Raw genomic sequence first — 23,970 nt, 5'->3', positions numbered from 1 at the left:
GCGGGCTTACTTGCGGCGGGTCAGGGCCGCGACCAGATAGCCGGCGGCGAAGGCGACGCCGAACGAGGCCAGCGGCTTGCTGCGGATCAGGTCTTCGGCCTGGGTCAGCATGCCCTTGCCCTGGTCGAGCAGGCCCTGCAGTTTCTCGTCAAGCTCGGCCTTGGCTTCGCGTGCGGCGGCACCGCCCGCATCGAGGGCGTCGCTGACGCCGGCCTTCAGAGCATCCCTGGCCTCGCCAAGGTTGTCCTTGGCGGCGTCGAGGTGGCTGGTGTCGTTGATCGGTTGTTCGACCTTGGGACGGTTCATTGCGCGCTCCCGCGTGGATCAGGTGATTACCTTACACCGTCGCCGCCGTGGCGGCGCCAGGCTTACTCCATGACGAGGTAGCCGAAGCGTCGGCCGCGGGCGACGCTGAGCACCAGCTCGCGTGGCTCGTTGCCGAGCGTGCTGCGGAAAGCCGGCAGGTCTGCAACGTTGAGGCGATTGACCTGGCCGATGCGATCGCCGGCGCGCAGGCCGCTGCGGGCGGCGCGGCTTCCCGGTGCGACCTTGCTGGCGACCACCCCCAGCAGGCCCTGCTGGCGGAAGCGCTCGGGCAGTTCGACCAGGGTGGCGCCGGCCAGTCGCGGGTCGATCTCGCCGCCGTCGACTTCCTTGGCCTGTGCCTTGAGCACCGCCTGCACGCTGAGCTGGCGCTCGCCGCGCATCAGGTCCAGCTGCACCTGCTGGTCCACCGGCAGCAGGCCCTCGACGTTGCGCAGGGCCTGGGCGCTGTCAATGCGCTGGCCGTTGGCGCCGACGATCACATCGCCCGGGCGCACGCCGGCGACCTCGGCCGGCGAGCCGCGGTAGACGCGCGCCACCAGGGCGCCGCGCTGGTTTTCGTCCAGGTCCATCTGCCGGGCCACGAAGGGCGTGATGTCTTCGCTGTCCAAACCCAGCGAGCCGCGGCGCACTTCGCCGTAGGCCATCAGCTGGCGCATTACTTCGCGCGCCAGGTTGGCCGGGATGGCGAAGCCCAGGCCGATGTTGCCGGCCGCGCTGCCGCGGGGGTTGAAGCTGGCGGTGTTGATGCCGACCAGTTCGCCATTGAGATTGACCAGGGCGCCGCCGGAATTGCCCGGATTGATGGAGGCGTCGGTCTGGATGAAGTTCTGGTAGCCCAGGCCCTGCAGCCCGCTGCGGCCGACCGCCGAGACGATGCCGCTGGTGACGGTCTGGCCTAGGCCGAAGGGGTTGCCGACCGCAACCACGAAGTCGCCGACCTGCAGCTGGGTGGAGTCGGCCAGGTTCAGGGCGGTCAGGTTCTCGGCCGGAATGCGGATGACGGCGACGTCGGTGTCCGGGTCGGCGCCGACCAATTCGGCCTCAAGCGTGCGGCCGTCAGCCAGGGTCACCGAGACGCCGTCGGCGTTTTCGATCACGTGGTTATTGGTCAGCACCAGGCCGCGCTCGGCGTCCACGATCACGCCCGAGCCCAGCGACTGCTGCATGCGTTCCTGCGGCATGCCGCCGGGGCTGCCGAAGAACTCGGCCAGCGGATTGCGCACGCGCACTACCTGCCGCGTGTAGATGTTCACCACGGCGGGCGTCACGTCCCGGAGCATGGGCGCCAGCGAGGGCATCGGACTGCCGGCGATCTGTGCCGGCAGTGCGGCCTCGGCGGTGCGGGGCAGGGCCAGCGCCGCGGCGCCGTCCAGGGCGACCCGGGCCCGGGTGGGTGGGGCGCCCTGGCTGCGCTCGACCGGCCCGGCCAGCCAATGACTGGCGCCGGCTCCCGCGACAGCGGCGATCAGTAGGCAGGCAGCAGCGGGTAGAAGGCGCATTCGGGGCTCCGGGGTGAAAAAGTCTTGGTGGGTGATACCAGATGGGAGCCTAACCGGGGCTGGACAAGGGGTGTGAAAAGCGTGACCTGGGTCAAGGTTCCACGGTCGCAGCGGCGCCCGGGAAAAGGGCAAACGCGATCCTGAGCGGGTTCAGGCCAACTCTCCCAAACCCGTGGAACATCTTGACGAGACAGTGATTTAGACGCGTTTTGAGCAGTTGACACCCCTGTCAGCGAGGGGTAGCTTTGGCTTCCGCTGCCACTACATCTTGTGTCGGGCAGCGGGCGCAGCCCCAAGGCTTGGGGTTGGAGCTTGCACGACGCGACGGCGAGACGGCATGCGGGGATCGGATCGGACAGCACGGCTTCCCAGGGGCCTGACCCCACGGGCGGGCGACGCTGCCACCGGATCCCCGGCCGGCACTAACCGATAAGAATTCACAAGCAAGGCGCCCCCCACCGAAGGCGGGCGACCCGGAGGAAGAAAGGACTTATGAGCACGGTTCGCCTGGAGGCGGTCAAGAACAAGCTGGCGCAGGGCATCGAGATGCAGCCGGCGTCCTACGATATCTGGGACAAGAAGTACCGCCTGACGACCAAGCAGGGTGATCCGGTCGATGCGACCATCGACCACACCTACCAGCGTGTGGCCAAGGCCCTGGCCGACGCCGAACCGACCGCCGAGAAGCAGAAATACTGGGTCGAGCGCTTCCTCTGGGCGCTGCGCCGCGGGGCGATCCCGGCCGGCCGCATCACCTCGAACGCCGGTGCGCTCGAGCACAAGCCCGCCACCAGCACCATCAACTGCACCGTGTCGGGAATCATCACCGACTCGATGGACGACATCCTGGGCAAGGTCCACGAGGCCGGCCTGACCCTGAAGGCCGGCTGCGGCATCGGCTACGAGTTCAGCACCCTGCGCCCGCGCGGCGCCTACGTGTCCGGCGCCGGCGCCTACACCTCGGGTCCGCTGAGCTTCATGGATATCTACGACAAGATGTGTTTCACCGTCTCGTCGGCCGGCGGCCGCCGCGGCGCCCAGATGGGCACCTTCGACGTGTCCCATCCGGACGTGAAGGAATTCATCGGCGCCAAGCGCGAGGACGGGCGCCTGCGCCAGTTCAACCTCTCGCTGCTGGTCACCGATGAGTTCATGCAGGCGGTCGAGCAGGACCTGGACTGGCCGCTGGTGTTCCCGGTGAACATCAAGGAAGCGCACGAGATCGACGTCAACGACCCCACCCAGGTCATCTGGCGCGACTGGCCGCACGCCACCAACTACGTCACCCGCGACGACGGCATGGTGGCCTGCAAGATCTACGGCCATATCCGCGCCCAGCAGCTGTGGAACCGGATCATGGCGTCCACGTATGACTTCGCCGAGCCGGGCTTCATCCTGATCGACCGGGTGAACGAGATGAACAACAACTGGTGGTGCGAGAACATCCGCGCCACCAACCCCTGCGGCGAGCAGCCGCTGCCGCCTTACGGCGCCTGCCTGCTGGGCTCGATCAACCTCACCACCTTCGTGCGCGATCCGTTCACCGACAAGGCGAGCTTCGACTGGGAGGAGTACCGCGAGGTCGTGCGCGTGTTCACCCGCATGCTCGACAACGTGGTCGAGATCAACGGCCTGCCGCTGGAGCAGCAGCGCAACGAGATCATGCGCAAGCGCCGCCACGGCATGGGCTTCCTGGGCCTGGGCAGCACCGTGACCATGATGCGCATGAAGTACGGCGAGAAGGATTCGGTCGCGTTCACCGAGCAGGTGAGCCGCGAGATGGCCGTCGCCGGTTGGGAAGTGGCCCTGAGCCTGGCCAAGGAAAAGGGCGCGGCCCCGATCATGGACGAGGACTTCAAGGTCACCGCCGAGATGCTGCGCAAGCGCCCGGAGATGAAGAAGGACGGCTGGAAGGTCGGCCAGAACATCAAGGGTCGCGAGCTGCATGCCCGCTACTCGCGCTACATGCAGCGCGTGGCCGAAGTGGCGCCCGAGCTGGTGAAGGAGCTTGCCGAAACCGGCGCCCGCTTCACCCACCACAGCTCGATCGCGCCCACCGGCACCATCTCGCTGAGCCTGGCCAACAACGCCTCCAACGGCATCGAGCCCTCGTTCGCGCATCACTACAGCCGAAACGTGATCCGCGAAGGCAAGAAGTCCAAGGAAAAGGTCGAGGTCTACAGCTACGAGCTGCTGGCCTACCGCACCCTGGTGAATGCGGATGCGATGCCCTACGGCACCGACGACGAGACGCGCCTGCCCGACTACTTCATCTCGGCCGACGACATCACGCCCAAGGCCCACGTGGACATCCAGGCGGCGTCGCAGAAGTGGATCGACTCGTCGATCTCCAAGACCGCGAACGTCCCGACGGATTACCCGTACGAGGACTTCAAGGACATCTACATGTACGCCCACAAGCAGGGCCTGAAGGGTTGCACCACCTTCCGCTTCAACCCGGCCGCCTTCCAGGGCGTGCTGGTGAAGGAGTCCGACCTGGAGAACACCACCTACCGCTTCGAGCTCGAGGACGGGACGATGGTCGAGGCCAAGGGAAACGAGGAAATCGAATACGACGGCGAGCTGCACAGCGCCGCCAACCTGTTCGATGCTCTGAAAGAAGGCTATTACGGCAAGTTCTGATTCCGGCGGCGCGCCCGCCGGGCGCGCAAACGGTCCCGAATCGCGCTAAGTTTGCAAGGCCCGCGGCGATTGCCGCGGTTTCATCGACGAGGAGAGCGGTATGAGTAACGGCAACGGTGTCACGGCGGCCATTTCCAATGCCGCTGGAAGCGTCAGCGACAAGGCGTCCGAGATCGGCGGCGCCATCGCCGACCAGGCCAACAAAGTAATGAAGGCCGCAAAGAAAAAGGCAGCCCCTGCGATCAAGCGCGCCAAAGCCGAAATCAAGAAGGCCGAGCGTTCCGACACCGGCAAAGCGGTCAAGAAAGCCGTGGCCGGCGCCAAGAAGAAGGCTTCGGCGGCAGTGAAGGCGGTCAAGGCCAAGGTCGGCGCAGCCAAGAAGGCAGCACCGAAGAAAAAGGCTGCTGCAAAGAAGAAGGTCGCCGCCAAGAAGGGCGTCGCCAAGAAGAAGGTCGCTGCCAAAAAGGGCGTTGCCAAGAAGAAGGTCGCTGCCAAAAAGGGCGTTGCCAAGAAGAAGGTCGCGACCGTCAAGCGTAAGGTCGCCGCCAAGAAGGGCGTCGCCAAGAAGAAGGCCGCGACGACCAAGCGCAAGGTCGCCGCCAAGAAGGGCGTCGCCAAGAAGAAGGCCGCGACGACCAAGCGCAAGGTCGCCGCCAAGAAGGGCGTTGCCAAGAAGAAGGCCACGACCGCCAAGCGTAAGGTTGCCGCCAAGAAGGCTCCGGCCCGGAAGGCAGCGAAAAAGGTCGCCAAGAAGCCGGCGGCCCGCAAGACGACGGCCCGAAAGGTTGCCAGGAAGCGCTAAAACCTGAGGTTGTCCCGATTGTCGCACCCCGTCCCCCCGCCGCCCGGCGGCGGGGGGCTCCGGGCGAAACACCCACCGAATCCAAAAAGCGAAAAGAAACAGATGGCCATCAAGATCAGCAAGAAAATCAAGGGTTACAGCGTCCAGAAACCCGAGGACAAGACCAAGGAAGCCGCCGCGTCCGTCGCCGCGCCCGTGGTCGAGCACGAACCGGTCTCGAACATCGTCCAGATGCACGAGAAGGTCGAGCGCCCTGAAGTGCTGATCGGCAATACCTACAAGATCAAGTCGCCGCTGGTGGAACACGCAATGTACGTGACCATCAACGACATCGTGCTCAACCCGGGGACCGAACACGAGTTGCGCCGTCCGTTCGAGGTGTTCATCAACTCCAAGAACATGGACCACTTCCAGTGGATCGTGGCCCTGACCCGGATCATGAGCGCCGTGTTCCGCAAGGGTGGCGACGTCACCTTCCTGGTGGATGAGATGAAGGCGGTGTTCGACCCGCGCGGCGGCTATTTCAAGGCCGGTGGCGTCTACATGCCCTCGATCGTGGCCGAGATCGGTTCGGTGGTCGAAGAGCACCTCAAGTCCATCGGCATGATCATCGACCCCGAGCTCAGCGAGGCCCAGCGCCAGCTGATTGCCGACAAGCGCGCTGCCTACGAGAACCGCGCAAAAAAAAAGTCCAGTGATTCCGGCCTGAGCGGCGCCCCCGCGGGGACCTCCGGCACCGACGGCGCTTCGCGCGCCGACGAGGCGGTGCAGGTGACCGGCGAGGGCGCCTCTTTCCCGCCCAGCGCGACCATGTGCTTCAAGTGCAATACCAAGGCCACGGTGATCATGGATGGCTGCGCGACTTGCCTGAATTGCGGCTACAGCAAGTGCGGTTGAGCGCCACCGTGCGGCGATGGCCGCTGGTTGTCGCTGTCGCGTGGCTGCTCGCCCTGGCCCCGGCGGCCCATGCCGGCGTCGTCGCTTTCCCCATGGGCGACGCATCGATCCAAGTGCCGATTGAATCGGGTTACGTTGCGGTGAGCGAGCACGCGCCCGAACTTCATCGCTTCGGCCAGGCGGCGCTGCCGCCCAGCAACCGGCTGGTCGATACCTTCTACACCGCTGCCGACCTGAAGGCGTTGCAGCAGGGCGAGATGCTCAACGGCCACTACTTCATGATCCAGACCATGCGCTCGCTTGAACCCTTGCAGGTCAGCGTGGCTGACTGGCAGAGGATGCAGCCTGACATCACCAGCGGCATGGTGGATGCCCTGGCTGGCAAGGAAATCCATAACGATGCCGAGGCCCGCGACGCCCGCATGAGCGAAGCTGCGGGGCGCGATGTCGCGATGCGCTTCGGCGAGCTGACGGCCCCGGAAATCTACGCCAAGACGCCCGACAGCATCCGTTTCCTGATGAACATTCCGGCGGTGTTCGAAGTCGGTGGCGAGACCAGGGAGGTCGCCGTTGGCGCGGCGGGGGCCATAGTGCTGGTGCAGAACAAGCTTGTTTTCGTTTACTGGTACGCGGTGCCGGCTACCCCGGACACGATTGACGTGGCGCGGCGCAAGCTCGATACGACGGTCGAGGGGATGGTCGCGCTCAACGCATCGGATGCCAGCGTGGCGTCGTCGCGCCAGTTGAGCGGAGGTATCGAGTGGGGACGCTTCGGGACCAAGGCCTTGGTTGGTGCCGCCGTGGCGGTGTTGGTCTTGCTCGGCGGACTGCTGCTCGCCCGGCGCAAGTAGCGTGGACGTACGCGGGCTAGCCGCCGCGCACACGGTTCCAATCCAGACGAAAGCATGCCCTGTCGGGAAAGGTCTATAGGCCTTTTTCCGCAGCGGACTCCTACGCGTCCTCGCCCTATCTTCTGCTTAACGGCGCCCCGTTGGCGCGGCACTCTTTGTTGGCATCGAACTATGTTTCGCGCCAGGAGTGTTCTGTATGCGCCAGTCTCGTGTCGTGACCGCGGGCTTGCTGTTTTCGCTGTGGATAGGCGCGTCGCTTGCGCTGGGCGTGAGTGCGGCGGCGCTCTACAAGTGCCTGGACGCGCGGGGTCACGCCAGCTACCAGTCGCAGGCCTGCCCGGTGGCGAGTGAGCAGGTTTGGGTCAGGGACGCGGCGCCTGAGCCGGCGGGCGAACCTCCCGTGCCGCCCGCGCCTGTGGCCTCAGCCAAATCTCCGGTGGATTCGCGCGACATCATCCGTCCAAGCCGGGGGACGGCGAGCGCAGGCGATTCTGGGCGGAAGTCCACGTCAGCGGGCTGCCAGCGGGCGAGGGCGGCCGATACCGCCTACCGCGCCCAGCCGCTCAGTCGAGTCACCCACGACGGCCTGCGCCGGCACGGTGATCGCATCCGCGCGGCCTGTGGCTAGTGGGCTGGCCTAGTTGGCCTGCTCGCGCGCGCCCACCAGGATCATCCGCACCATCGTCGTCAGTTGGTCGACGAGCTCGGCATCGCGTTCGGGCGGCAGGTCCAGGGCGGTGGCGCCGATGGCGAAGGCCAGACGGGTGATGGCCTTGGCGGCCAGGGCGGGCTCGACCAAGGGCTGGTTGCGCAGCTTGGCGAAGCGCACCAGGTCGTGGTGCAGCTCGTCTTCGAAGAAACCCAGCTCGCGATCAACTGCGCGCTTGAAGGCATCCGAGCCCACGGTGCCTTCCCGCAGCAGCACGTGCAGCAGCTTGTCGTCGGCGCGCACCTGTTCCATGAAGGCCTCGACCGAACCGCGGACGACGCCGTGCTCCGCCTCGGCACGATGGCGGGCGGCGCCGACGATCTTGCGCAGGGACTGGCCGGCGACGTCGATCAGCGCCACGACCAACTCGTCCATGTCGCGGAACTGGCGGTAGAAGCTGTTCGGGGCGATCCCGGCCTCGCGCGCCACTTCCCGCAGGCCCAGGCTGGACACGCTGCGATGCGGCCCGATCAGGCGAAGGGCGGCGTCGAGCAGGTCACTCTGGGTGATCGCGGTGCGGCGGGCAGGGTGCAGCTCGGTGGCGGCGTCGGCGTCTTGGGGCGTCACGGGCGGGCCGGCTCGGGGTGGACCTGCATCATAGCGGTCTGGGGTATATACAGCTGTATAGACAGATGTATGCGGCTCTGTATAATCCCGCCCATGCACACCGCCCCCCTTACCGGCCCGGCCGTTGCCCGGCCCGCCGGGCGAACCCGCCGTACGCCCCTGTTTTCGCCCGCCCTGTTCGATTTCTGGGCGGCGCGGCTGTCCCCGACCTGGACCTGGAGCCGACCCTTGGCGCGCATCCTGGCGCGGGAGCCGGCCGCCTCGGACGCCATCACCCTGGTGCTCAAGCCGAACCGCCATTTCCGCGGCTTCGCGCCCGGGCAGCATCTGAATATCAGCGTCGAGATCGACGGTCGCCGGATCACCCGAAGCTATAGCCCCAGTGCGCCGGCCCAGGCCGACGGCAGCTTCCGCATCACCGTGAAGGCGATCGAGGGTGGAAAGGTCAGCCGTCACCTGCATGACGTGGCCCAGGTCGGCGACGTCCTGGCCTTGGGCCAAGCCTTCGGCCAGCTCGCATTCCCGGCCGACGACGGGGCGCCGCGTCTTTTGCTCGCCGCCGGCAGCGGCATCACCCCGATGATGGCGATCTTCAGCGCGCTGGCCGCGCAGTCGGGCGTCGTGCCAGCCACGCTGGTCTATGCCACCCGTACCCGGGAGCAGCGCTGCTTCGTGGACGAATTGCGCGCTATCGCTGCCGCGAATCCGCTGCTTCAGGTCCGCTTCCTGCTTAGCCGCGACACCGCCGAGGCCAGCGACGAGGCGCAGGGTCGACTCAATGCCGACCACCTCATGCCGTGGCTGGACACGCGCGCGCACGTGCACGTGCTTGCCTGTGGTCCCACCGGCTTCGTCGACGGGGCGCGTAACTTGCTGGCCGCACGCGTCGCCAGCTTCGCCGCCGAATCCTTCTCACCGCCCGTGTATCAAAACACTGACACCGGAATGATCGAGCTGACGCTGGCACGCAGCGGCCGCAAGCTGCAGGTCGCACGCGGCCAGGCACTCCTTGAAGCGCTGGAGGCTGCCGGCCTGGCGCCTGCCGCCGGCTGCCGCCAGGGCCTGTGCAACACCTGCGCCTGCGGCAAGTCCGCGGGCAGCACCCGCCACCTGCTCTCGGGCGACGTGGAGCACGAGCCGGTCTCGGCCCTGCGCCTGTGCGTCAGCAGCGCCCGCACTGATCTTGTCCTGGACCTTTGAGTTGATGAACCCCAGCCCTCGCAATCGCGCCCTGTCATCTTCCGAACTCGACGCCTTCGCCGTCGAACTCGATGCGCTGCGCGCGCGAACCGTTGCCAGCATCGGCCAGGCCGATGCCGACTACATTCGCGCGGTTTACAAAGCCGTGCGCTACACCGGCGTCGCCGGGCGCGTGCTGCTGATGGTGGCCGCCATCGCCGGTGCCTTCTTCACCCCGGTGCTCTGGATCGCCGGCGTACTGGGCGTGCTGTCGCTGGCCTTGTCGAAGATCCTGGACAACATGGAGCTGGGCCATAACGTCATCCACGGTCAGTTCGACTGGATGAACGATCCGGCGCTGGACGGCCGCACCTACGAGTGGGACATCGCCGGCACCAGCGAGAACTGGCGCAAGACCCACAACTTCCGTCACCACACCTGGACCAATGTTCGCGGCCTGGACGATGACATCGGCTACGGCCTGCTGCGGATTTTCCCCGAACAGCGCTGGCGGCCGTTCTACCTGCTGCAGCCGGTGGTGGCGGTGGTGTTCGCGGTCCTGTTCGAGTGGGGCATCGCCATCCAGGACCTGCGCCTGGGCCGCTGGTTCGCGGGCAAGAAAAGCACGCGCGCGCTGTGGGCCGAGTTTCGCCCGGTCGGCCACAAGATGGCGCGCCAGGTGCTCAAGGACTACGTGTTCTTCCCGCTGCTCGCCGGTCCGTTCTTCTTGACCGTGCTGGTGGGCAATGTCATCGCCAACATCCTGCGCAACCTGTGGACCTACCTGATCATCTTCTGCGGCCACTTCACCGCCGACGCCGAGACCTTCAGTCGCGAGTCGGTCCGGTATGAATCCCGCGGCGGCTGGTATATCCGCCAGCTGCGCGGCTCGTCCAACCTGGCCGGCGGCCGCATGCTGAACGTGATGTCGGGCAACCTCAGTCACCAGATCGAGCACCACTTCTTCCCCGACGTGCCCGCCAACCGCTACGCCGCGATGGCGGTGGAGGTGCGCGCCATCTGCGCGCGCTACGGCCAGCACTACAACACCGGTTCACTGCCGCGGCAGTTTGGCCAGGTGGTGTGGCGGATCCTGCGGCATGCGTTGCCGAGTCGGCCGCGGCGTGCTGAGACGGCGGCGGTTACCCCAGCTGTCGGCCAGCAGTAACGCTCACCGGCTTGCGGGCGCAGAACGCAGCCGCTAGCGTCGGCGACTGGTCAATGGCTCGGGGAACACGATGCGCCACCTTCTGATGATCGCCGCCCTGCTTTGCTCGGGGCTTGCCGCCGCCACGAGCCCGATCGAGCGCAGCTTCCACGCCCGTGTCCAGGTCGGCGCCGATGGCGCGGTGCAAGCGGTGGAAACCCAGGGCGGCCTTCCTGCGCCCATCGCGGCGATCGTGCAGGACGCGGTTCAAAAGCTGGCTTTCAGCCCGGCGACGGTCGCCGGCGAACCGGCGGCCAGCAAAACCACCGTCTGGGTACGCCTTCGCCTGCAGTCGGGGGCGGACGAGCAGTTGATCACCACGGTGCTGTCGATCACCCAGGCGAATCCCTTCAACCGGGTTCCGGTCTATCCCTCGGAGGCCATGCGCGACGGCACCGGTGGCCGCGTCTGGCTCGAACTCGCGATTCTGTCGGACGGCACCGTTGATAGGGACGCCAGCCGCGTCGAGAGCCTTGAGCTGAGGAACGGCCGGGGTCAGGAGATCAAGCGCAGCCGGGCTGGAAAAGATCTCGCCGAGGCTGCCCTCGAGGCGGCGGCGGACTGGCAGATTTTTCCTGAGGAAGTGGCCGGCGTGATGCGGGCAACCAAGGTGCTGGTGCCGGTGACCTTCTGCCGCGTCGAGCGCGGGCAGGCCTGCCCCGAGTTCGCACCGCGGCCCCTGCAGGGGGAGCGGGTTGCGGCAGAGGCGGGCGTGAACCTGGTGCAGCTGACGTCCGGCGAGACATCGCCCGAAACCTGAGCCGGCATTTTCAGCCCGCTCGTCAGCCCCCAGCGGCCACGCGCCCGAAAACCGCAAAAAGTGTGAACCAGTTCACAGTCTTGGCGTGAAGAAGGCCGGTTAATGACCCCGGGGAAAATCAGGGGCCGACATGACGCCGGTTTACAACGCCGAAAGTGAGCTGGACGCCCAGCTGGTACAAGATCTGCTGCTGGGCTCAGGCATCACCGCCCATATCTTCGGTCCGAACGTGGCCGGGGCGGTGCCCGAAGTGCCGGCCACCGGGCTGATCCGGGTCGTGGTCGAGGACGAAGACGCCGACCTCGCCCGCGCCCTGATCAAACACCTCGAAACCAGCCCGGCGGGCGACGACGATGACGCCGACTACCTGCTCGACAGCCAGAGCCTCTAGCCCCGGGCCCGTCGCTGCCGCAGATCAGCGCGCGCTTGAACACCGTCTAAGCGCTCCCTGATGGCACCAGCCGGTTCTTACTGGCGCCCTGCCGCGGACATCGCGACGGTGCTGCTGGATGCCCACGCAGGCTGAACGCTTCGCCATGGATGCGCCCACCGCGTTCGCGGCCCCGGGACGCAGTAGATATCATCGGTGCACGCCTTCCGGCTGCGGCCCGGGCGAATTCCCCGACTTAGAGAGTTCCCGTATGCCCCTGATCCGCCGCCGCGCCTCCCTCGTCCTCGCCCTCGGTCTGGCGTTGTCGCCCGCCGTCTTCGCGCAATCCGTCGAGCAGGCGCTGGAGAAGGTCGAGGCGCTGGACGCCGCCGTCAGCTATACCGCGATCATCGAAGCCCTTGCGCCTTACCGTGAGCTGGCCCGGCCGGACGTGGACTTCTCGCTCGCCTCTGCCTACCTCAACCGCCAGCTGCAGCGACAAGGCGGCGGGGACGACTTCGCCCAGGCCCTGCGTCTGGCCAATCGCGCGGCGGCCAAGGAAGATGCCCGCTCGCTCTACCTGCTGTCGCTGATGCACGGCAGCGGCTGGGGCGTGCCGGTGGATGAAGTGAAGTCCCGCGGATTCCTCGAGCGCGCCGCCAAGGCCGGCGACGTCGTCGCCCGGGCCGACTACGCCGTGATGCTCTACCAGGGCCGACTGGGCCTGCCGCGCGACGTCGCCACCGCCTGCGCCCTGTTCGCCGAGGTGCTGGTGAAGGAAGAGGTCGGGATGGTTGCCAGCTACTACCTCGGCCTCGCCACGGCACGCGGTGAGTGCGGCCTGGGGCCGGACATGGATCGCGCGCTGGTGCTGATCCGCCGCGCCGCGGAGGCTGGCTTCACCGACGCCGAGCGCGACATGGGCCGTGCCCTGGAAACCGGCGAAGGCACCGAGCGCAACCTCGACGCCGCCCTGGCCTGGTACAACCGCGCCGCCGCCAAGAGCGACGCCTTCTCGCTGTGGCGGGTCGGCATGGCTTACGTCAACGGCCAGGGCCGGGCCCAGGACACCGTGCTGGGCGTGGACCACCTCAAGCGTGCGGTTGCTGCCGGCAGTGCCGACGCCATGACCAGCCTGGGCGCGCTGCTGGCCTCGGGCGCGGGCGTGGCACAGGACTTCTCCATGGCGCGTTCGCTTTACCAGCGAGCCGCCCGCGTCGGCCAGCCGCAGGCGCATCGTGATCTGGCCCTGCTGAACCTCGCCGGCCAGGGCGCCCCGGCCGATGCCGTGCAGGCCTGGGTGCTTTATTCCCAGGGTGTGGCCCTGGGCAATGCCCCCGAGCCCAAGCTGGAAGCCGCGATCAAGGCCGCGATGTCGCCGGCGCAGTCCGCCGCGGCCGAAGCCGAACTCGCCCGCTGGCGCCAGACCCGCCCGTGACGCCGGTCTACGAGGCCGAGAACGGCATTGATGCCCAGCTGGTCTGCGACCTGCTGCTCAGCGCCGGCCTGCAGGCCCAGGTCTTGGGCGCCGACCTCGCCGGCGGCATCGGTGAACTGCCGGCGGGCGGCCTGGTGCGTGTCTGGGTAGCGCCGCAGCAGCACGAACAAGCCCGCGCACTGATCGACGAATGGCAGGCGGGCGGTATTCCTGACGAAGACGAACTCAACCGCCTCGCTGACAGCGCCACGCCGAACGGCGAGCTGTGGGCCTGATGCGCGTGCTGCGCGCCATCGGCCTCGGACTGCTGGCGGTGCTGGTGCGGGTGGGCGAGTTCTATCGCGGCCAGCGGCTAGGGAAGCGCTGATGGGCGCGCTGGTCCGCAGTCTCGCACCCGCCGATCTGGCCGACCTCGCCCGGGCCAAGTCGCTGCTCGAGTCGCCCTCCCTGGCGATCCAGCTGGCGAACGCGGTGGGTTCACCGGTGGAATACCTGCTGGCGAAAAAGCTGCCCCGCGCCGCGAGCGGCTTGGTCGATCGTGCGGCACGCCGTGCGGTGCAGGCGGGCTATAGCGCGGCGGCGTTCACCTTGGGTGGTGCGCGTGCAGGCAGCAGCGCCAGTGAGCGCTTGCACAAGGTGGCGGTGGTGGGGAGTGGCGCCGTCGGCGGTTTCTTCGGCCTGCCGGGTCTGCTGGTGGAGCTGCCGGTGACCACCGCGACCATCCTGCGCTCGATCGCCGACATCGCCCGCAGCGAAGGTGAATCACCCCAGGACGAGGCGACCCGCCTGGCCTGTATCGAAGTGCTGGCGCTCGGCGGCAACCGCCGTGATGACGACGGCGCCGAGACCGGTTATTTCGCGACCCGGGCGGCCTTGGCGCAGCAGGTCAGCGCGGTGTCGGGGCACCTGGCCCAACAGGTCGCCAGCGGTGGCGCGCCCGCGGTGATGCGGGTGATCCACGCCGTGGCCAGCCGGTTCTCGATTCCGGTCTCGCAAAAAGCCTTGGCACAGGCCGCGCCCTTGGTCGGTGCTGCCAGCGGGGCGGCCTTGAACCTGGTCTTCATCAACCACTTCCAGCGCGCCGCCCGCGGCCACTTCATCGTGCGCCGGCTCGAGCGTGCCTACGGCCTGCCGCTGGTGCGCGCACGCTACGCCGAACTCGCCTGAGTCCCTCCCACAGGGAGGGGGGATTAACCCTGCATCCAGTGCTCGACGGGCTGCGGCCTGCCGAACCAATATCCCTGGCCATGCGTGCAGCCCATCGCCACCAGCGCATCGCGCTGGGCGGGCGTCTCCACGCCTTCCGCCACGACCTCCAGCTTCAGGGACTTCGCCAGCGCCAGCACCGCGCCGACGATGGCCGAGCTGCGTTCGGCCACGTCTTCGCCCAGGGGCGATACGAAAGAGCGATCGATCTTGATCATGTCCAGCGGGAAGCGATGCACATAGCCCAGCGACGAATAGCCGGTGCCGAAGTCGTCCAAGGCCACGGCGACGCCGCCGGCGCGCAGGCGCTCTAGGATGCGCACGACCGCGGCGGTATCGCCGAGCAGCGTGCCCTCGGTGACCTCGATGCGTAGCTTGCGCGGGTCGAAGCCGGTCTCCGACAGCAGCGCCAGCAGTCGGACGTCGAACTGATCGCTCTGGAAGTGGCGGGCCGAAAGGTTGATGGTCAGGTAGCCGCCATCGCGCACCAGGCAGGCGCCGGTCAGGCACGTGGCGCGGTAGATCTGCCAGTCCAGGGATTCGATCAGGCCGCTGTCCTCGGCAACCGCCATGAACTCGCCCGGCCCCACCACGCCGCGTTCCGGATGCTGCCAGCGGGCAAGCGCCTCGTAGCCCACCTTGGCGCCATCGGCCAGCCGGACGATGGGTTGGAAATAGGGAATGAACTCGCCGTTGGCGAGGCCCGCGCGCAATTTTTGCTCGATCTCCAGCACGTCCATCGCGTCTTTGTGCAGGGACTCGTCGAACAGTACGAAGCGTTGGCGTCCGGCTTCCTTGGCGCGGTACAGGGCCACGTCACCGTCGTGCAGCAGTTCGTCGGTGTTGGTGTGTCTATCGGCGCCCACGGCAATGCCGATGCTGGCCGATGCCTGCAGTTCGCGTCCAACAATCGTCATCGGCTGCTGCAGGCTGTTGAGGATGCGCTGCGCCACCTTGCAGGCGGTCTGCGGCAGGTGCGCGTCCTCGATCAGGATCGCGAACTCATCGCCCGACAGCCTGGCCACCACGTCGGGATCGCGGACGGATTGGACCAGTCGGCGCGCAACTTCGCACAGCACCTCGTCGCCCGCCAGATGACCCAGGCTGTCGTTGAACAGCTTGAACCGGTCGATGTCCAGATACATCAGCGCAAAGCTTCGGCCGGGATCACGCCGCCGCGCCGCGATGGCGCGCTCGATCCGATCGCGCAGGTAGACCCGGTTGGGAAGTCCCGTCAGCGGGTCATGCATCACCTCGTGTTTCAGACGCTCTTCCACCTGTTCGCGTACGGCGATCTGCTCGCTCAGCTCGCGGGTGCGTGACTGCACGCGGCTTTCGAGTTCCGAGTTCAGGCGGCGAAGCGAGTCGGCGTGGTTCCGGCGCTGAAGGCTGGTGGCGATCTGGTAGGACACGAACTTCAGCAGTTCGGCGTCTTCGTGCTCGTAGCGCAGGTCGCTGCGATAGCTCTGCACCACCACCGCACCCATCACTCGCTCGTTGTCCGTCAGGGGGACGCCCAACCAGCACAGGGCAGGCGTACCCAAGGCCAGGTCGTGTTCCAAAACGCCGTCGGCCACCAGCTGCCGCACGCCGGTCTCGTCGGTCAGGAGCGCCTGGCCATGGTCGATCACGTACTCCGTGAGGCCACGACCCACCGGGCGTGAGGTCGGGATACCGTCACGCTGGTCCCGATGGTAGGGGAACTGGAGCATCGCGCCGTCTTCGGACAACAGCGCGATGTAGAAGTTCTCGGCATTGATAAGCTCCGCCACCGCGCCATGGATCTGGTGGTAGAAGCTGTCGTCCTCTTCCTCGCTGTGGGTTAGCCTGGCGATGCGATACAGGGTTTCCTGCAGGTGACGCGCGCGCTCGCGCTCGGCAATGCGGAGCTCGAGGTCCTCGTTGGCCTCGGCGAGCTGGCGCGTGCGGATCGTGACCCGCTGCTCAAGCTCGGCCTGGTCACGCTTGCGCTCCAGCGCCGTCAGCACATGGTCGGCTACGAAAGCGAGAACGGCGCGGTCGGCCTCGGTATAGCCGATGCCGGGCAGGTAGCTCTGCACCACCAGCGCGCCCACCGTCTTGCCGTCCCGCAGCATGGGCACGCCCAGCCAGTCTTCGCAGGATGCGCCGATGACGTCCAGCGGGCCGGATACCTGGTGCTGCAGCTCGACGATGCTGCCCATCATCGGCACGCCACCGCGCAGCAAATACCAGGTCAGGCCGCCCTCAATCGAATCCATCGACTCCGTGGCTTGCGGCTGGGAATCGACGGTGTCGACGAAGTAGAGGAATTGCAGGTTGTCGCCATCCTCGTCCAGTAGGGCGATGTAGAAATTCTCGGCGTACATGAGTTGGCCGATGGTCTCGTGCAGGCTCCTGAGCATCGACGGCATGTCGTGGTCGGAGCCGGCGATGTCGGCGATGGTAAAGAGTGCGCGCTGGAGCTTCTCGGCCTCGGCCAGGCGATGGACCGATGCGGACATGCGTTCGAAAGCGAACAGCTCCCGGATACGTCGCTCCGCGATCGCCACCAGGTTTTCCTGGATCGGCGTGAGGAGCGGCATGCGGACGTGGTCGAGATCGAGCAGGAAGGCGGCGGCATCGACCGCGTCGTCGCAGAGCACGCGTGGACCGCGATCACCGGGCAAGGCCAGGGCGGACAGCAGCCAAGCGTGCTGGTCGGTGTTGCCTTCTTGCCGAGGATGGAATGCCAAGCCCTGCGCGTTGGTCCAGGCGACGCAGGTGTCCAGCAGACCGGTTCCGGCGAGCGCCGACACCAAGGCTTCGGCCGCGCGCGTGACGTTGTCCGCCTGGAGGATTTCAAGACCGGTCAGCGTGCTCGTTGGAGGTACCGCACGGACGCTGGGTGCGGTAGGGCGATCCGGCGGCATTGGACTGATTGCCATGATCTTGGCCGGGAGACAGGTCACATCACTTTACCTTTCATGATGGCCTGGAAGTCTGGCCGACGCGTGCGGGGCGGGTTGAGCGCGATTCTTGGACCTTTTTCAGCGGCACATTGGGATGGGTTTCGCATTACGTGTCGGGATTTCACGCGGCATGCCCGCGTTCGTGACGCATTGCGCACTTTTTGGCGGGCCGAATTGGTGTCGCGCGCCTTCGAGTTCGCTCAGGCGTCCGCCAGCAGCGCCTGCAGGGTGGCGGCGTTGCGCTGGCCGTGGTCGCCATAGTGGTTGTTGAAGATGGCGTGGGTCTCGCCGACCTGGCCAGAAGTTTCGCGCAGCGGGGCGACCAGGGCGCGCAGCTTGCCGGCCTCGCGCAGCGGACGCACGGCGGATTCGAAACGATGCCAGAGCAGGTCGCGGATCTCGGCCGGTGTGTCTTTGTAGTAGAGGTTCTTTTTCTTCGCGAAATGCGGTGCCGACGCGGGTGCGGTCGGGTTCCATGCCGGCAGGGTAGCTTGAGACAGCTGGGCACGCTGCCCGCACGCTAGGGCACGGGCGACGAGCCCGGGATAGATGCGGCACCGAGCGCGGCCAAGTGCAGGCACAGCCCGGCCAGGCTGCGCAGGTCCTGGGCGTTGTGTTCGCCGACGCGGCGCAGGTCGTGGGCGCTGCCGCCGCGCAGGTAGTCGAGCCAGGCGCGCGGGGCTTCTGAACCGGGAAGGTCGTCCTCGCGGACCACGCCCAGCACTTGCCGCTCGATCGTGCCTAGCCGGCAGTTATCCCAGCGGCCCTTCCAGTGGCGACGGCTGGGATGGAGCAGATCCAGATGCGGCAGACCCGGGAGCGGGCTGGGCAGGCGCGCCAGGCGGTAGCGGGTGTTGAGCAATGGCGCGTCGTAGCACTTGCCGTTGTAGCTGACGAGCACGGTGTCCGGCGCCAGCCAGTCGACGAAGCGGCGCAGCATCCCGGCCTCGGCCGCCATCGTGGTGATCGTGAGCTGACGCAGGCGCAGGCCGCCGGGCTGCCAGTCGGCGGCGCCGATCATGAAGGCGCGGGTACCTGTGCCGCCGGCCAGGCCCGTGGTTTCCGTGTCGAAATGCAGCAGCTGCTCGCACCTGAATTCACCCAGCTTGCCGAAGCTGGCGTCCAGCGTCGGCGGCACGTCGCCCCAGGGGGTGAATTGCTCGACGTAGTGCAGGCCGTCCTCGATCTCTTCGCCAGGTACGTGGCGATCAGCGGCCAGGGGGCGCGGTGGCGGCGCCATTCGCGGCAGCCGCATGCGTTCGCGTAGGCCCAGCAGGCGGCGGATGTGGTCAGGCACTTCGCTGCGCGCGGTGGAAGGCGCGATGGCCGGCGGCGCAGCCACCGGGGGTGACGGCGGCGCGCCGGTGCCGGCCTGCTGGCGCAGCGCACGCAGGCGTTCGAGCGTGGCACTCATGCGTGCGGCGCCAGCAGCGCGAGCACCTGCTCGGCCAGTCGCCTGGGCGATGACACCGAGGACTCGTCGGCCGCCAGCACCGGGCCGACGCAGGCGGGGCAGCCGCCGCGACAGTCGCAGGCCGCCACCAGATCGCGGGCCTGACGGACCAGTTCATCGCGACGCTGATGCAGTGGTTCGCTCAGGCCGATGCCGCCCGGGTAGGCGTCGTAGAGATAGACCGTAGGTACGAACTGATCGGTCGTCATCGGGTCCATCGGTTTCCCGTCACCACCGCGCAGCTGGCCGCGGCCGCGGCCGTCATGTGCCGCGAACCAGGCGCCGTCGCCGCTGCCAACCGCTTTGTGAAGATCACGCGCTTCCGCCATTACCGACACGCTGGCGACCAGATGCAGCGCATAGGCGGCCCCGAGGAAGCCGTCGAGTGCATTCTGGCGCGACGCGAACGCGGCTTCCAGCACCTGCTGCGGCAACTGCCACCACACCGCGGTGGTGTGCAGCTCCTGGTCGGGCAGGGTGACCGGGCCGTAGCCGATGTTCTCGTGGGTGTAGTAGCGGATCTTCTTGTAGCCCGAGACCCGACGCACCACGTGCACCTCGCCGTGGTGGCTGCTGCCCTGACCGGAGATGGCGCCATCGAAGCGTTCGAGCACCTTGAGCTTGGTGTAGTCGATGGCGTCGGTGTAGTAGTCGACGTGGGTGCGGGTGACGAAGGCCTTGCGCCCCTCCCAGTCGAGCTTCTCGACCTGGTAGGGCACCGACTGAACCATGTGGATGGCGCCCTCGTAGAGCGTGAGCGCCGCGGCGCTGTAGTCCACCTCCGCGATGATGTTCTGGCGGCCGTCGCTGCGGTCGACCACGACGAAATTGCCGTCGGCGACCGCGCGCAGGCTGACCGCGTTGGCCGGATAGCTGTCGGCGATCCATTCCCAGCGACCGCCTTCGCCGTGCAGCACGCCGGTTTCGGCCAGCAGCTCCAAGTAGGGCTGGGCATCCACCGGGCCGAAGGTCTCGCCGTGCAGGAAGGGCAGCTCGAAGGCCGCGCAGCGGATGTGGTCGAGCAGGATCAGCGGCTGGTCGGCGTGCAGGCGCGCGTGTTCCGGCGGCGCGCCCTCGAAGAACTCCGGATGGCGCACCAGGTACTGGTCGAGCGGGTCGGAACTGGCCACCAGGATGCCCAGCGCCGCCTGCTGCCGCCGACCCGCGCGGCCCAGCCGCTGCCAGGTGCCGGCGATGGAGCCGGGATAGCCGTTGAGCACGACGACGTCGAGCGAACCGATGTCCACGCCCAGCTCCAGCGCCGAGGTGCTGACGATGCCGTCAATGCGGCCCGCGCGCATGTCGCGTTCCGCGGCGCGGCGTTCGTTGGGCAGGTAGCCGCCGCGGTAGGCCCGGATGCGCGGCGGTTTGCGCGGGTCGTGGTCGAAGACATCCTTGAGGTATTTGGTCAGCACTTCCACCATCGTCCGCGACTGCGCGAACACCAGCGTCTTGAGGCCGGCTTTGATCGCCAGCCGCGCGATGCGGTTGGACTGCGAGCGCGCCGAGGCGCGCAGCCCCAGGTCCGGGTTCACCACCGGCGGGTTCCACAGCATCACGGTCTTGTCTCCCGTGGGTGCGCCGGAGCGGGTGATGGCGGTCACCGTGTCCTCGATCACCGCTTCGGCATGTTCTTTCGGATTGCCGATGGTGGCCGAGCAGAGGATGAACTGCGGCGTGGCGCCATAGAAGGCGCAGACCCGCTTCAGGCGCCGCAGCACATTGGCCAGGTGCGAGCCGAACACACCGCGATAGCTGTGGATCTCGTCGATGACGACGTACTGCAGGTTTTCGAAGAACTGCGCCCACTTGGTGTGGTGAGGCAGGATGCCCTGGTGCAGCATGTCGGGGTTGGACACCACGATGTCGCCGTGCAGGCGCACGGCTTGCCGGGCATCGCCGGGCGTGTCGCCGTCGAAGGTGTAGGCGCGCACGCCGAGCGTGCCGGCCGCGTTGAGTTCGAGCAGTTCGGCCACCTGGTCCTGGGCCAGCGCCTTGGTGGGAAACAGGTACAGCGCCTTGGCCTGTTTGCGCATCGCCGCCGCCACCACCGGCAGGGTGTAGCACAGCGTCTTGCCGGAGGCCGTGGGCGTGACGACCACCGTGTGTTCACCGCGCTGGGCTGCTGCCCAGGCCTCGGCCTGATGGCTGTAGAGGCGATCGATGCCGCGCACGCGCAGTGCGGCCGCCAGCGCCGGGGGCAGGTCGTCGGGGAAGGGCGCGTACTGGCCCTCCCGCCCGGGCTGATGGAAGCAGCCCGTGATGCGGTCGCCATACTTGTGCGTCAAACGCGAAGCGAGGGCCTGCGATGTCTTCTCGGGAACCGGCAGCAGGCCGGTATTGTGACGGTGTGGGGCGAGCGCGGGCAGGGACATGAGCGGGGCACCGGGACGGGGCCCCAGAGTGGAACGCGGCCCTGTCTCACCCGATGAGACTGGAGCTTGTCATGCCCTGGCGGCGCCCCGTACGAGGCGGCGTACCCTACCGATGCGAACGGTGCGCTTTGGTGCAAAAGGTATATGCTCAAGGCGATCGAAGGCATCGTCAGGGCGCTGTATCCAGAGCGCCATCCGGTCACATACGTCAGTCTGTTACTACATCAGGGGATTAAAATGAATCGTTCAAGCATTGCATTTGGGGTGTTCCTCGGCTGCGCCGTTCTTGCCGGCACCGTCAGCGCGGCGTCTGTCGCCAACGTTGAGCAGCAGCGCCGTTCCGACCTGAGCGTCGCCATCATCGAGAAGTGGGGCAGCCATGTTGAAGGCGCCTATTCGCGATCTTCTGAAGCCTGGGGCCAGGACATGCTTCCCCTGCTGATGAAAGCACCGCTGGAGTCGCTCCAGCTCGCGGCCAATGCGCGCACCTTCGACGCCATGAACGACGCCCTGGTCGCCAAGGCTGCGCCGGTGCCGACCATGCCGCGTGCGGGCGCACCGATTGGCCGCGTGTCTGGCAGCAGCGCCTTGCCGGTGGCCAAGAGCGAGGACGTCACCGCGGGCGTTGGCGGCGCCAACACCGACCTGGTGTATGTGCCGGTCGTGCCCTGCCGCGTCATCGATACCCGCTTGGTCGGCGGCAAGATCGGCGCCGTCAGCACCCGCAGCTTCGAGATCGCATCCACTACCGACTACCTCGCCCAGGGCGGGTCGGCTACCGATTGCAGCGTCGGCAACGTCGGCGATATCTCGGCTGCCGTCATCAACTTCACCACGGTGTCGCCGGACTACGCCGGCTTCGTCACGGTCTATGACTTCGGCGGCGTGCAGCCGCTCGCGGCCACGGTGAACTACGTCACCAACGAATCCAGCGGCAATCTCACCATCGTCCCGCTGGACGATGATGCGGCCGGCGACGACATCACGGCCTTCACCTTCGCCCCGACCCATCTGGTCGGCGACATCGTCGGCTACTTCGTCCAGCCGCAGGCGACGGCATTCCAGTGCGTGAGCACCTTCGTCACCGAAAACATCCTTGCCAACCAGCCCTTCGACCTCCAGATCCCGAGCTGCCCGGTGAGCTATGCCATCACCGGCGCGGGCTGCCGTACCCCGGGCTTCAACGAAGCGAGCTGGGCGATCAACGGCCTGTTCACGTCCGGCGGCAATGTCCTCGGGTTCTGCTCGGGCAACAATGTGACCTCGGGCACCATCACGGTCGAGGGTACGGCGCAGTGCTGCCGGGTCTCGGGTCGCTGATCAAAGCTTAGGTATTGCCGCCGGCGCAAACGCGCCGGCGGTCGAAAAACCCCGTCACGCGCCTTCTTCGAGAAGGTGGCTTGGCGGGGTTTTTTCGTCGAGGCGGGCACGATCACGTCGGCCAGCGCTTAGGATGGCACCATGGCTTCCAGGAGGTGGCTGCGGACGTGAAGGCAATGCGCGTGAAATGGCTTGGCCTGGGCGGGATCGCGGTGATCGTGACGCTGCTGGCGGGCTGCGCCAGCGTGCCCGGCGGCGCCACTGCTGATGCGGTGTTTCCGGACGCGCTGTTCGCGCCGCCCTCGGAGCCGATCGGCGCCGACGGCCTGTTCGCGCTCAGCCCGGAAATGCAGCGCTACCTGGACACGGAGATCGCCAGCCGGCAGCGCAGCAAGAACCGTCAGAACGCGCTGGTGGACGCGCTCTATTCCAGCGCCCAGCTCAAGCTTGAATACAACGCAGCCGTCACCCGGAACGCCGCCGAGGCCTTCGACGCGCGCTCGGGAAACTGCCTGTCGCTGGTGCTGATGACGTCCGCCTTCGCCAAGCAGCTGGGCCTGCAGGTGCAGTATCAGAGTGTCTATTCCGAACAGTCGGTGTCGCGCAGCGACGGCATCGTCTATCTGAGCAACCACATCAACCTGACCCTGCGGCCGAGCGCGCCGGAAGGTCGGATGGTGACCTTGGCCAACGAGCCGCTGACGGTAGATTTCATCCCGCCCACGGGGCAGGGCCGGCAGCGTGCGCGGGTGGTGCGCGAGGACACCATCGTCGCCATGTACCTCAACAACAAGGCGGCCGAAGCCGTGCGCGTGCGCCGCTTCGACGACGCCTACTGGTGGGCGCGCGCCGCGGCCAGGCAGGACCCGGGCTTCCTGGCCGCGCACAACACCCTGGGCGTGATCTATCGGCGGCGCGGCCATCTGCGGGAAGCCGAGCAGATACTGCGCTACGCCGTGGCGCGCGAGCCGGGCAATACGGTGCCGATGTCGAACCTGGTGCGCGTGCTCAAGGACAGCGGCCGTGATGATGAGGCGGCCGCGCTTGAGGTGCGCATCCGCCGGATCGAAGCGGTGCCGCCCTTCCACTACTTCGACATCGGCATGCAGGCGATGGCCGACAAGAAGTACGAGCTGGCGCGCGAGAACTTCGCCAGGGAAGTTGAGCGCGCGGCGTCCTACCACGAGTTCCACGCCTGGCTGGCGGCCGCATTGTTCGAGCTGGGCGAGATAGACCAGGCCCGCAAGCACCTGCAGATCGCGCTGGACAACAGCAGCACGCCCGCCGACCAGGCGCTGTACGAGTCACGGCTCGATGCGCTGCGGCCGCGGCAGCGGACCCTGCGCTAGCGCCGCCGGCCCGTGACCAGCGGCAGATGCCGCGGCGTGACGCGGCGTTTACATTCCTGACGGCATCGTCGAGCTTGTTGCCCAATTT

22 protein-coding genes are annotated in these 23,970 nt (G+C 67.2%); 14 read left to right on the top strand and 8 right to left on the bottom strand.

Going from position 1 to position 23,970, the window contains the following annotated elements:
* Positions 1-6: 6 nt before the first annotated feature.
* Positions 7-306, bottom strand: coding sequence for a hypothetical protein (locus ACYVGY_RS07860; protein ID WP_460456913.1), 300 nt, complete (start codon positions 304-306; stop codon positions 7-9).
* Positions 307-368: 62 nt separating this feature from the next.
* A complete protein-coding gene (locus ACYVGY_RS07855) occupies positions 369-1,826 on the bottom strand; it encodes a Do family serine endopeptidase (protein ID WP_460456912.1) in 1,458 nt (485 codons plus the stop codon).
* Between the two features lie 492 nt (positions 1,827-2,318).
* On the opposite strand from ACYVGY_RS07855, the gene ACYVGY_RS07850 reads away from it, so the two are divergent.
* Positions 2,319-4,469 carry an adenosylcobalamin-dependent ribonucleoside-diphosphate reductase gene (locus ACYVGY_RS07850; RefSeq protein ID WP_460456911.1) on the top strand — a complete coding sequence of 717 codons (2,151 nt, stop codon included), beginning with the start codon at positions 2,319-2,321 and terminating at the stop codon, positions 4,467-4,469.
* Positions 4,470-4,514: 45 nt separating this feature from the next.
* On the opposite strand, the gene ACYVGY_RS07845 is transcribed toward ACYVGY_RS07850, so the two are convergent.
* The gene (locus ACYVGY_RS07845) at positions 4,515-4,772 is read right to left on the bottom strand and encodes a hypothetical protein (protein ID WP_460456910.1); all 258 of its coding nucleotides are present in this window, start codon (positions 4,770-4,772) and stop codon (positions 4,515-4,517) included.
* A gap of 7 nt (positions 4,773-4,779) precedes the next feature.
* Between ACYVGY_RS07845 and ACYVGY_RS07840 the strand changes: the two genes are divergently transcribed.
* From ACYVGY_RS07840 to ACYVGY_RS07825, 4 genes are all read left to right on the top strand, one after another.
* Positions 4,780-5,271 carry a hypothetical protein gene (locus ACYVGY_RS07840; RefSeq protein WP_460456909.1) on the top strand — a complete coding sequence of 164 codons (492 nt, stop codon included), beginning with the start codon at positions 4,780-4,782 and terminating at the stop codon, positions 5,269-5,271.
* 102 nt (positions 5,272-5,373) lie between these two features.
* Positions 5,374-6,168: a TSCPD domain-containing protein gene (locus ACYVGY_RS07835; RefSeq protein WP_460456908.1), complete on the top strand. Its 795-nt coding sequence runs from the start codon at positions 5,374-5,376 to the stop codon at positions 6,166-6,168.
* On the top strand, positions 6,165-7,019 hold the full coding sequence (locus ACYVGY_RS07830) for a hypothetical protein (RefSeq protein ID WP_460456907.1): 855 nt from the start codon (positions 6,165-6,167) through the stop codon (positions 7,017-7,019). The genes ACYVGY_RS07835 and ACYVGY_RS07830 overlap by 4 nt, the downstream gene beginning before the upstream one ends.
* A gap of 196 nt (positions 7,020-7,215) precedes the next feature.
* Entirely contained in the window at positions 7,216-7,647 is a 432-nt protein-coding gene (locus tag ACYVGY_RS07825) for a DUF4124 domain-containing protein (RefSeq protein WP_460456906.1), read from the top strand.
* A gap of 9 nt (positions 7,648-7,656) precedes the next feature.
* Here the strand turns inward: ACYVGY_RS07825 and fabR are convergent, their stop codons facing one another.
* Positions 7,657-8,295, bottom strand: a complete 639-nt coding sequence (gene fabR / locus ACYVGY_RS07820; protein ID WP_460456905.1) for an HTH-type transcriptional repressor FabR — start codon at positions 8,293-8,295, stop codon at positions 7,657-7,659.
* A gap of 93 nt (positions 8,296-8,388) precedes the next feature.
* On the opposite strand from fabR, the gene ACYVGY_RS07815 reads away from it, so the two are divergent.
* The 7 genes from ACYVGY_RS07815 to ACYVGY_RS07785 all read left to right on the top strand — a co-directional run bounded on the left by ACYVGY_RS07815 (position 8,389) and on the right by ACYVGY_RS07785 (position 14,416).
* On the top strand, positions 8,389-9,495 hold the full coding sequence (locus ACYVGY_RS07815; protein WP_460456904.1) for a ferredoxin reductase: 1,107 nt from the start codon (positions 8,389-8,391) through the stop codon (positions 9,493-9,495).
* Between the two features lie 4 nt (positions 9,496-9,499).
* Positions 9,500-10,642: a fatty acid desaturase family protein gene (locus ACYVGY_RS07810; RefSeq protein WP_460456903.1), complete on the top strand. Its 1,143-nt coding sequence runs from the start codon at positions 9,500-9,502 to the stop codon at positions 10,640-10,642.
* Between the two features lie 70 nt (positions 10,643-10,712).
* On the top strand, positions 10,713-11,441 hold the full coding sequence (locus ACYVGY_RS07805; RefSeq protein WP_460456902.1) for an energy transducer TonB: 729 nt from the start codon (positions 10,713-10,715) through the stop codon (positions 11,439-11,441).
* A 130-nt stretch (positions 11,442-11,571) separates the two neighbouring features.
* Positions 11,572-11,832 carry a putative signal transducing protein gene (locus ACYVGY_RS07800; protein WP_460456901.1) on the top strand — a complete coding sequence of 87 codons (261 nt, stop codon included), beginning with the start codon at positions 11,572-11,574 and terminating at the stop codon, positions 11,830-11,832.
* Positions 11,833-12,082: 250 nt separating this feature from the next.
* Complete coding sequence (locus ACYVGY_RS07795; protein WP_460456900.1) at positions 12,083-13,249, top strand: tetratricopeptide repeat protein; 1,167 nt, start codon at positions 12,083-12,085, stop codon at positions 13,247-13,249.
* Positions 13,246-13,524: a putative signal transducing protein gene (locus tag ACYVGY_RS07790; protein ID WP_460456899.1), complete on the top strand. Its 279-nt coding sequence runs from the start codon at positions 13,246-13,248 to the stop codon at positions 13,522-13,524. Before ACYVGY_RS07795 ends, ACYVGY_RS07790 begins: the two co-directional genes overlap by 4 nt.
* A gap of 91 nt (positions 13,525-13,615) precedes the next feature.
* Positions 13,616-14,416 carry an EcsC family protein gene (locus tag ACYVGY_RS07785; protein WP_460456898.1) on the top strand — a complete coding sequence of 267 codons (801 nt, stop codon included), beginning with the start codon at positions 13,616-13,618 and terminating at the stop codon, positions 14,414-14,416.
* 23 nt (positions 14,417-14,439) lie between these two features.
* Here the strand turns inward: ACYVGY_RS07785 and ACYVGY_RS07780 are convergent, their stop codons facing one another.
* From ACYVGY_RS07780 to ACYVGY_RS07765, 4 genes are all read right to left on the bottom strand, one after another.
* Positions 14,440-17,361 carry a bifunctional diguanylate cyclase/phosphodiesterase gene (locus ACYVGY_RS07780; protein ID WP_460456897.1) on the bottom strand — a complete coding sequence of 974 codons (2,922 nt, stop codon included), beginning with the start codon at positions 17,359-17,361 and terminating at the stop codon, positions 14,440-14,442.
* A 224-nt stretch (positions 17,362-17,585) separates the two neighbouring features.
* A complete protein-coding gene (locus ACYVGY_RS07775) occupies positions 17,586-17,747 on the bottom strand; it encodes a hypothetical protein (protein ID WP_460456896.1) in 162 nt (53 codons plus the stop codon).
* A 158-nt stretch (positions 17,748-17,905) separates the two neighbouring features.
* Positions 17,906-18,799 carry a ribonuclease H-like domain-containing protein gene (locus ACYVGY_RS07770; protein ID WP_460456895.1) on the bottom strand — a complete coding sequence of 298 codons (894 nt, stop codon included), beginning with the start codon at positions 18,797-18,799 and terminating at the stop codon, positions 17,906-17,908.
* Positions 18,796-21,213: a DEAD/DEAH box helicase gene (locus ACYVGY_RS07765; protein ID WP_460456894.1), complete on the bottom strand. Its 2,418-nt coding sequence runs from the start codon at positions 21,211-21,213 to the stop codon at positions 18,796-18,798. The genes ACYVGY_RS07770 and ACYVGY_RS07765 overlap by 4 nt, the downstream gene beginning before the upstream one ends.
* 237 nt (positions 21,214-21,450) lie before the next feature.
* On the opposite strand from ACYVGY_RS07765, the gene ACYVGY_RS07760 reads away from it, so the two are divergent.
* Positions 21,451-22,533, top strand: coding sequence for a hypothetical protein (locus tag ACYVGY_RS07760; protein WP_460456893.1), 1,083 nt, complete (start codon positions 21,451-21,453; stop codon positions 22,531-22,533).
* A 182-nt stretch (positions 22,534-22,715) separates the two neighbouring features.
* A complete protein-coding gene (locus ACYVGY_RS07755) occupies positions 22,716-23,882 on the top strand; it encodes a hypothetical protein (RefSeq protein WP_460456892.1) in 1,167 nt (388 codons plus the stop codon).
* Positions 23,883-23,970: the final 88 nt, after the last annotated feature.

Source organism: Arenimonas alkanexedens, from assembly GCF_054781355.1.
This window is presented reverse-complemented; position numbering and strand designations above follow the sequence as displayed.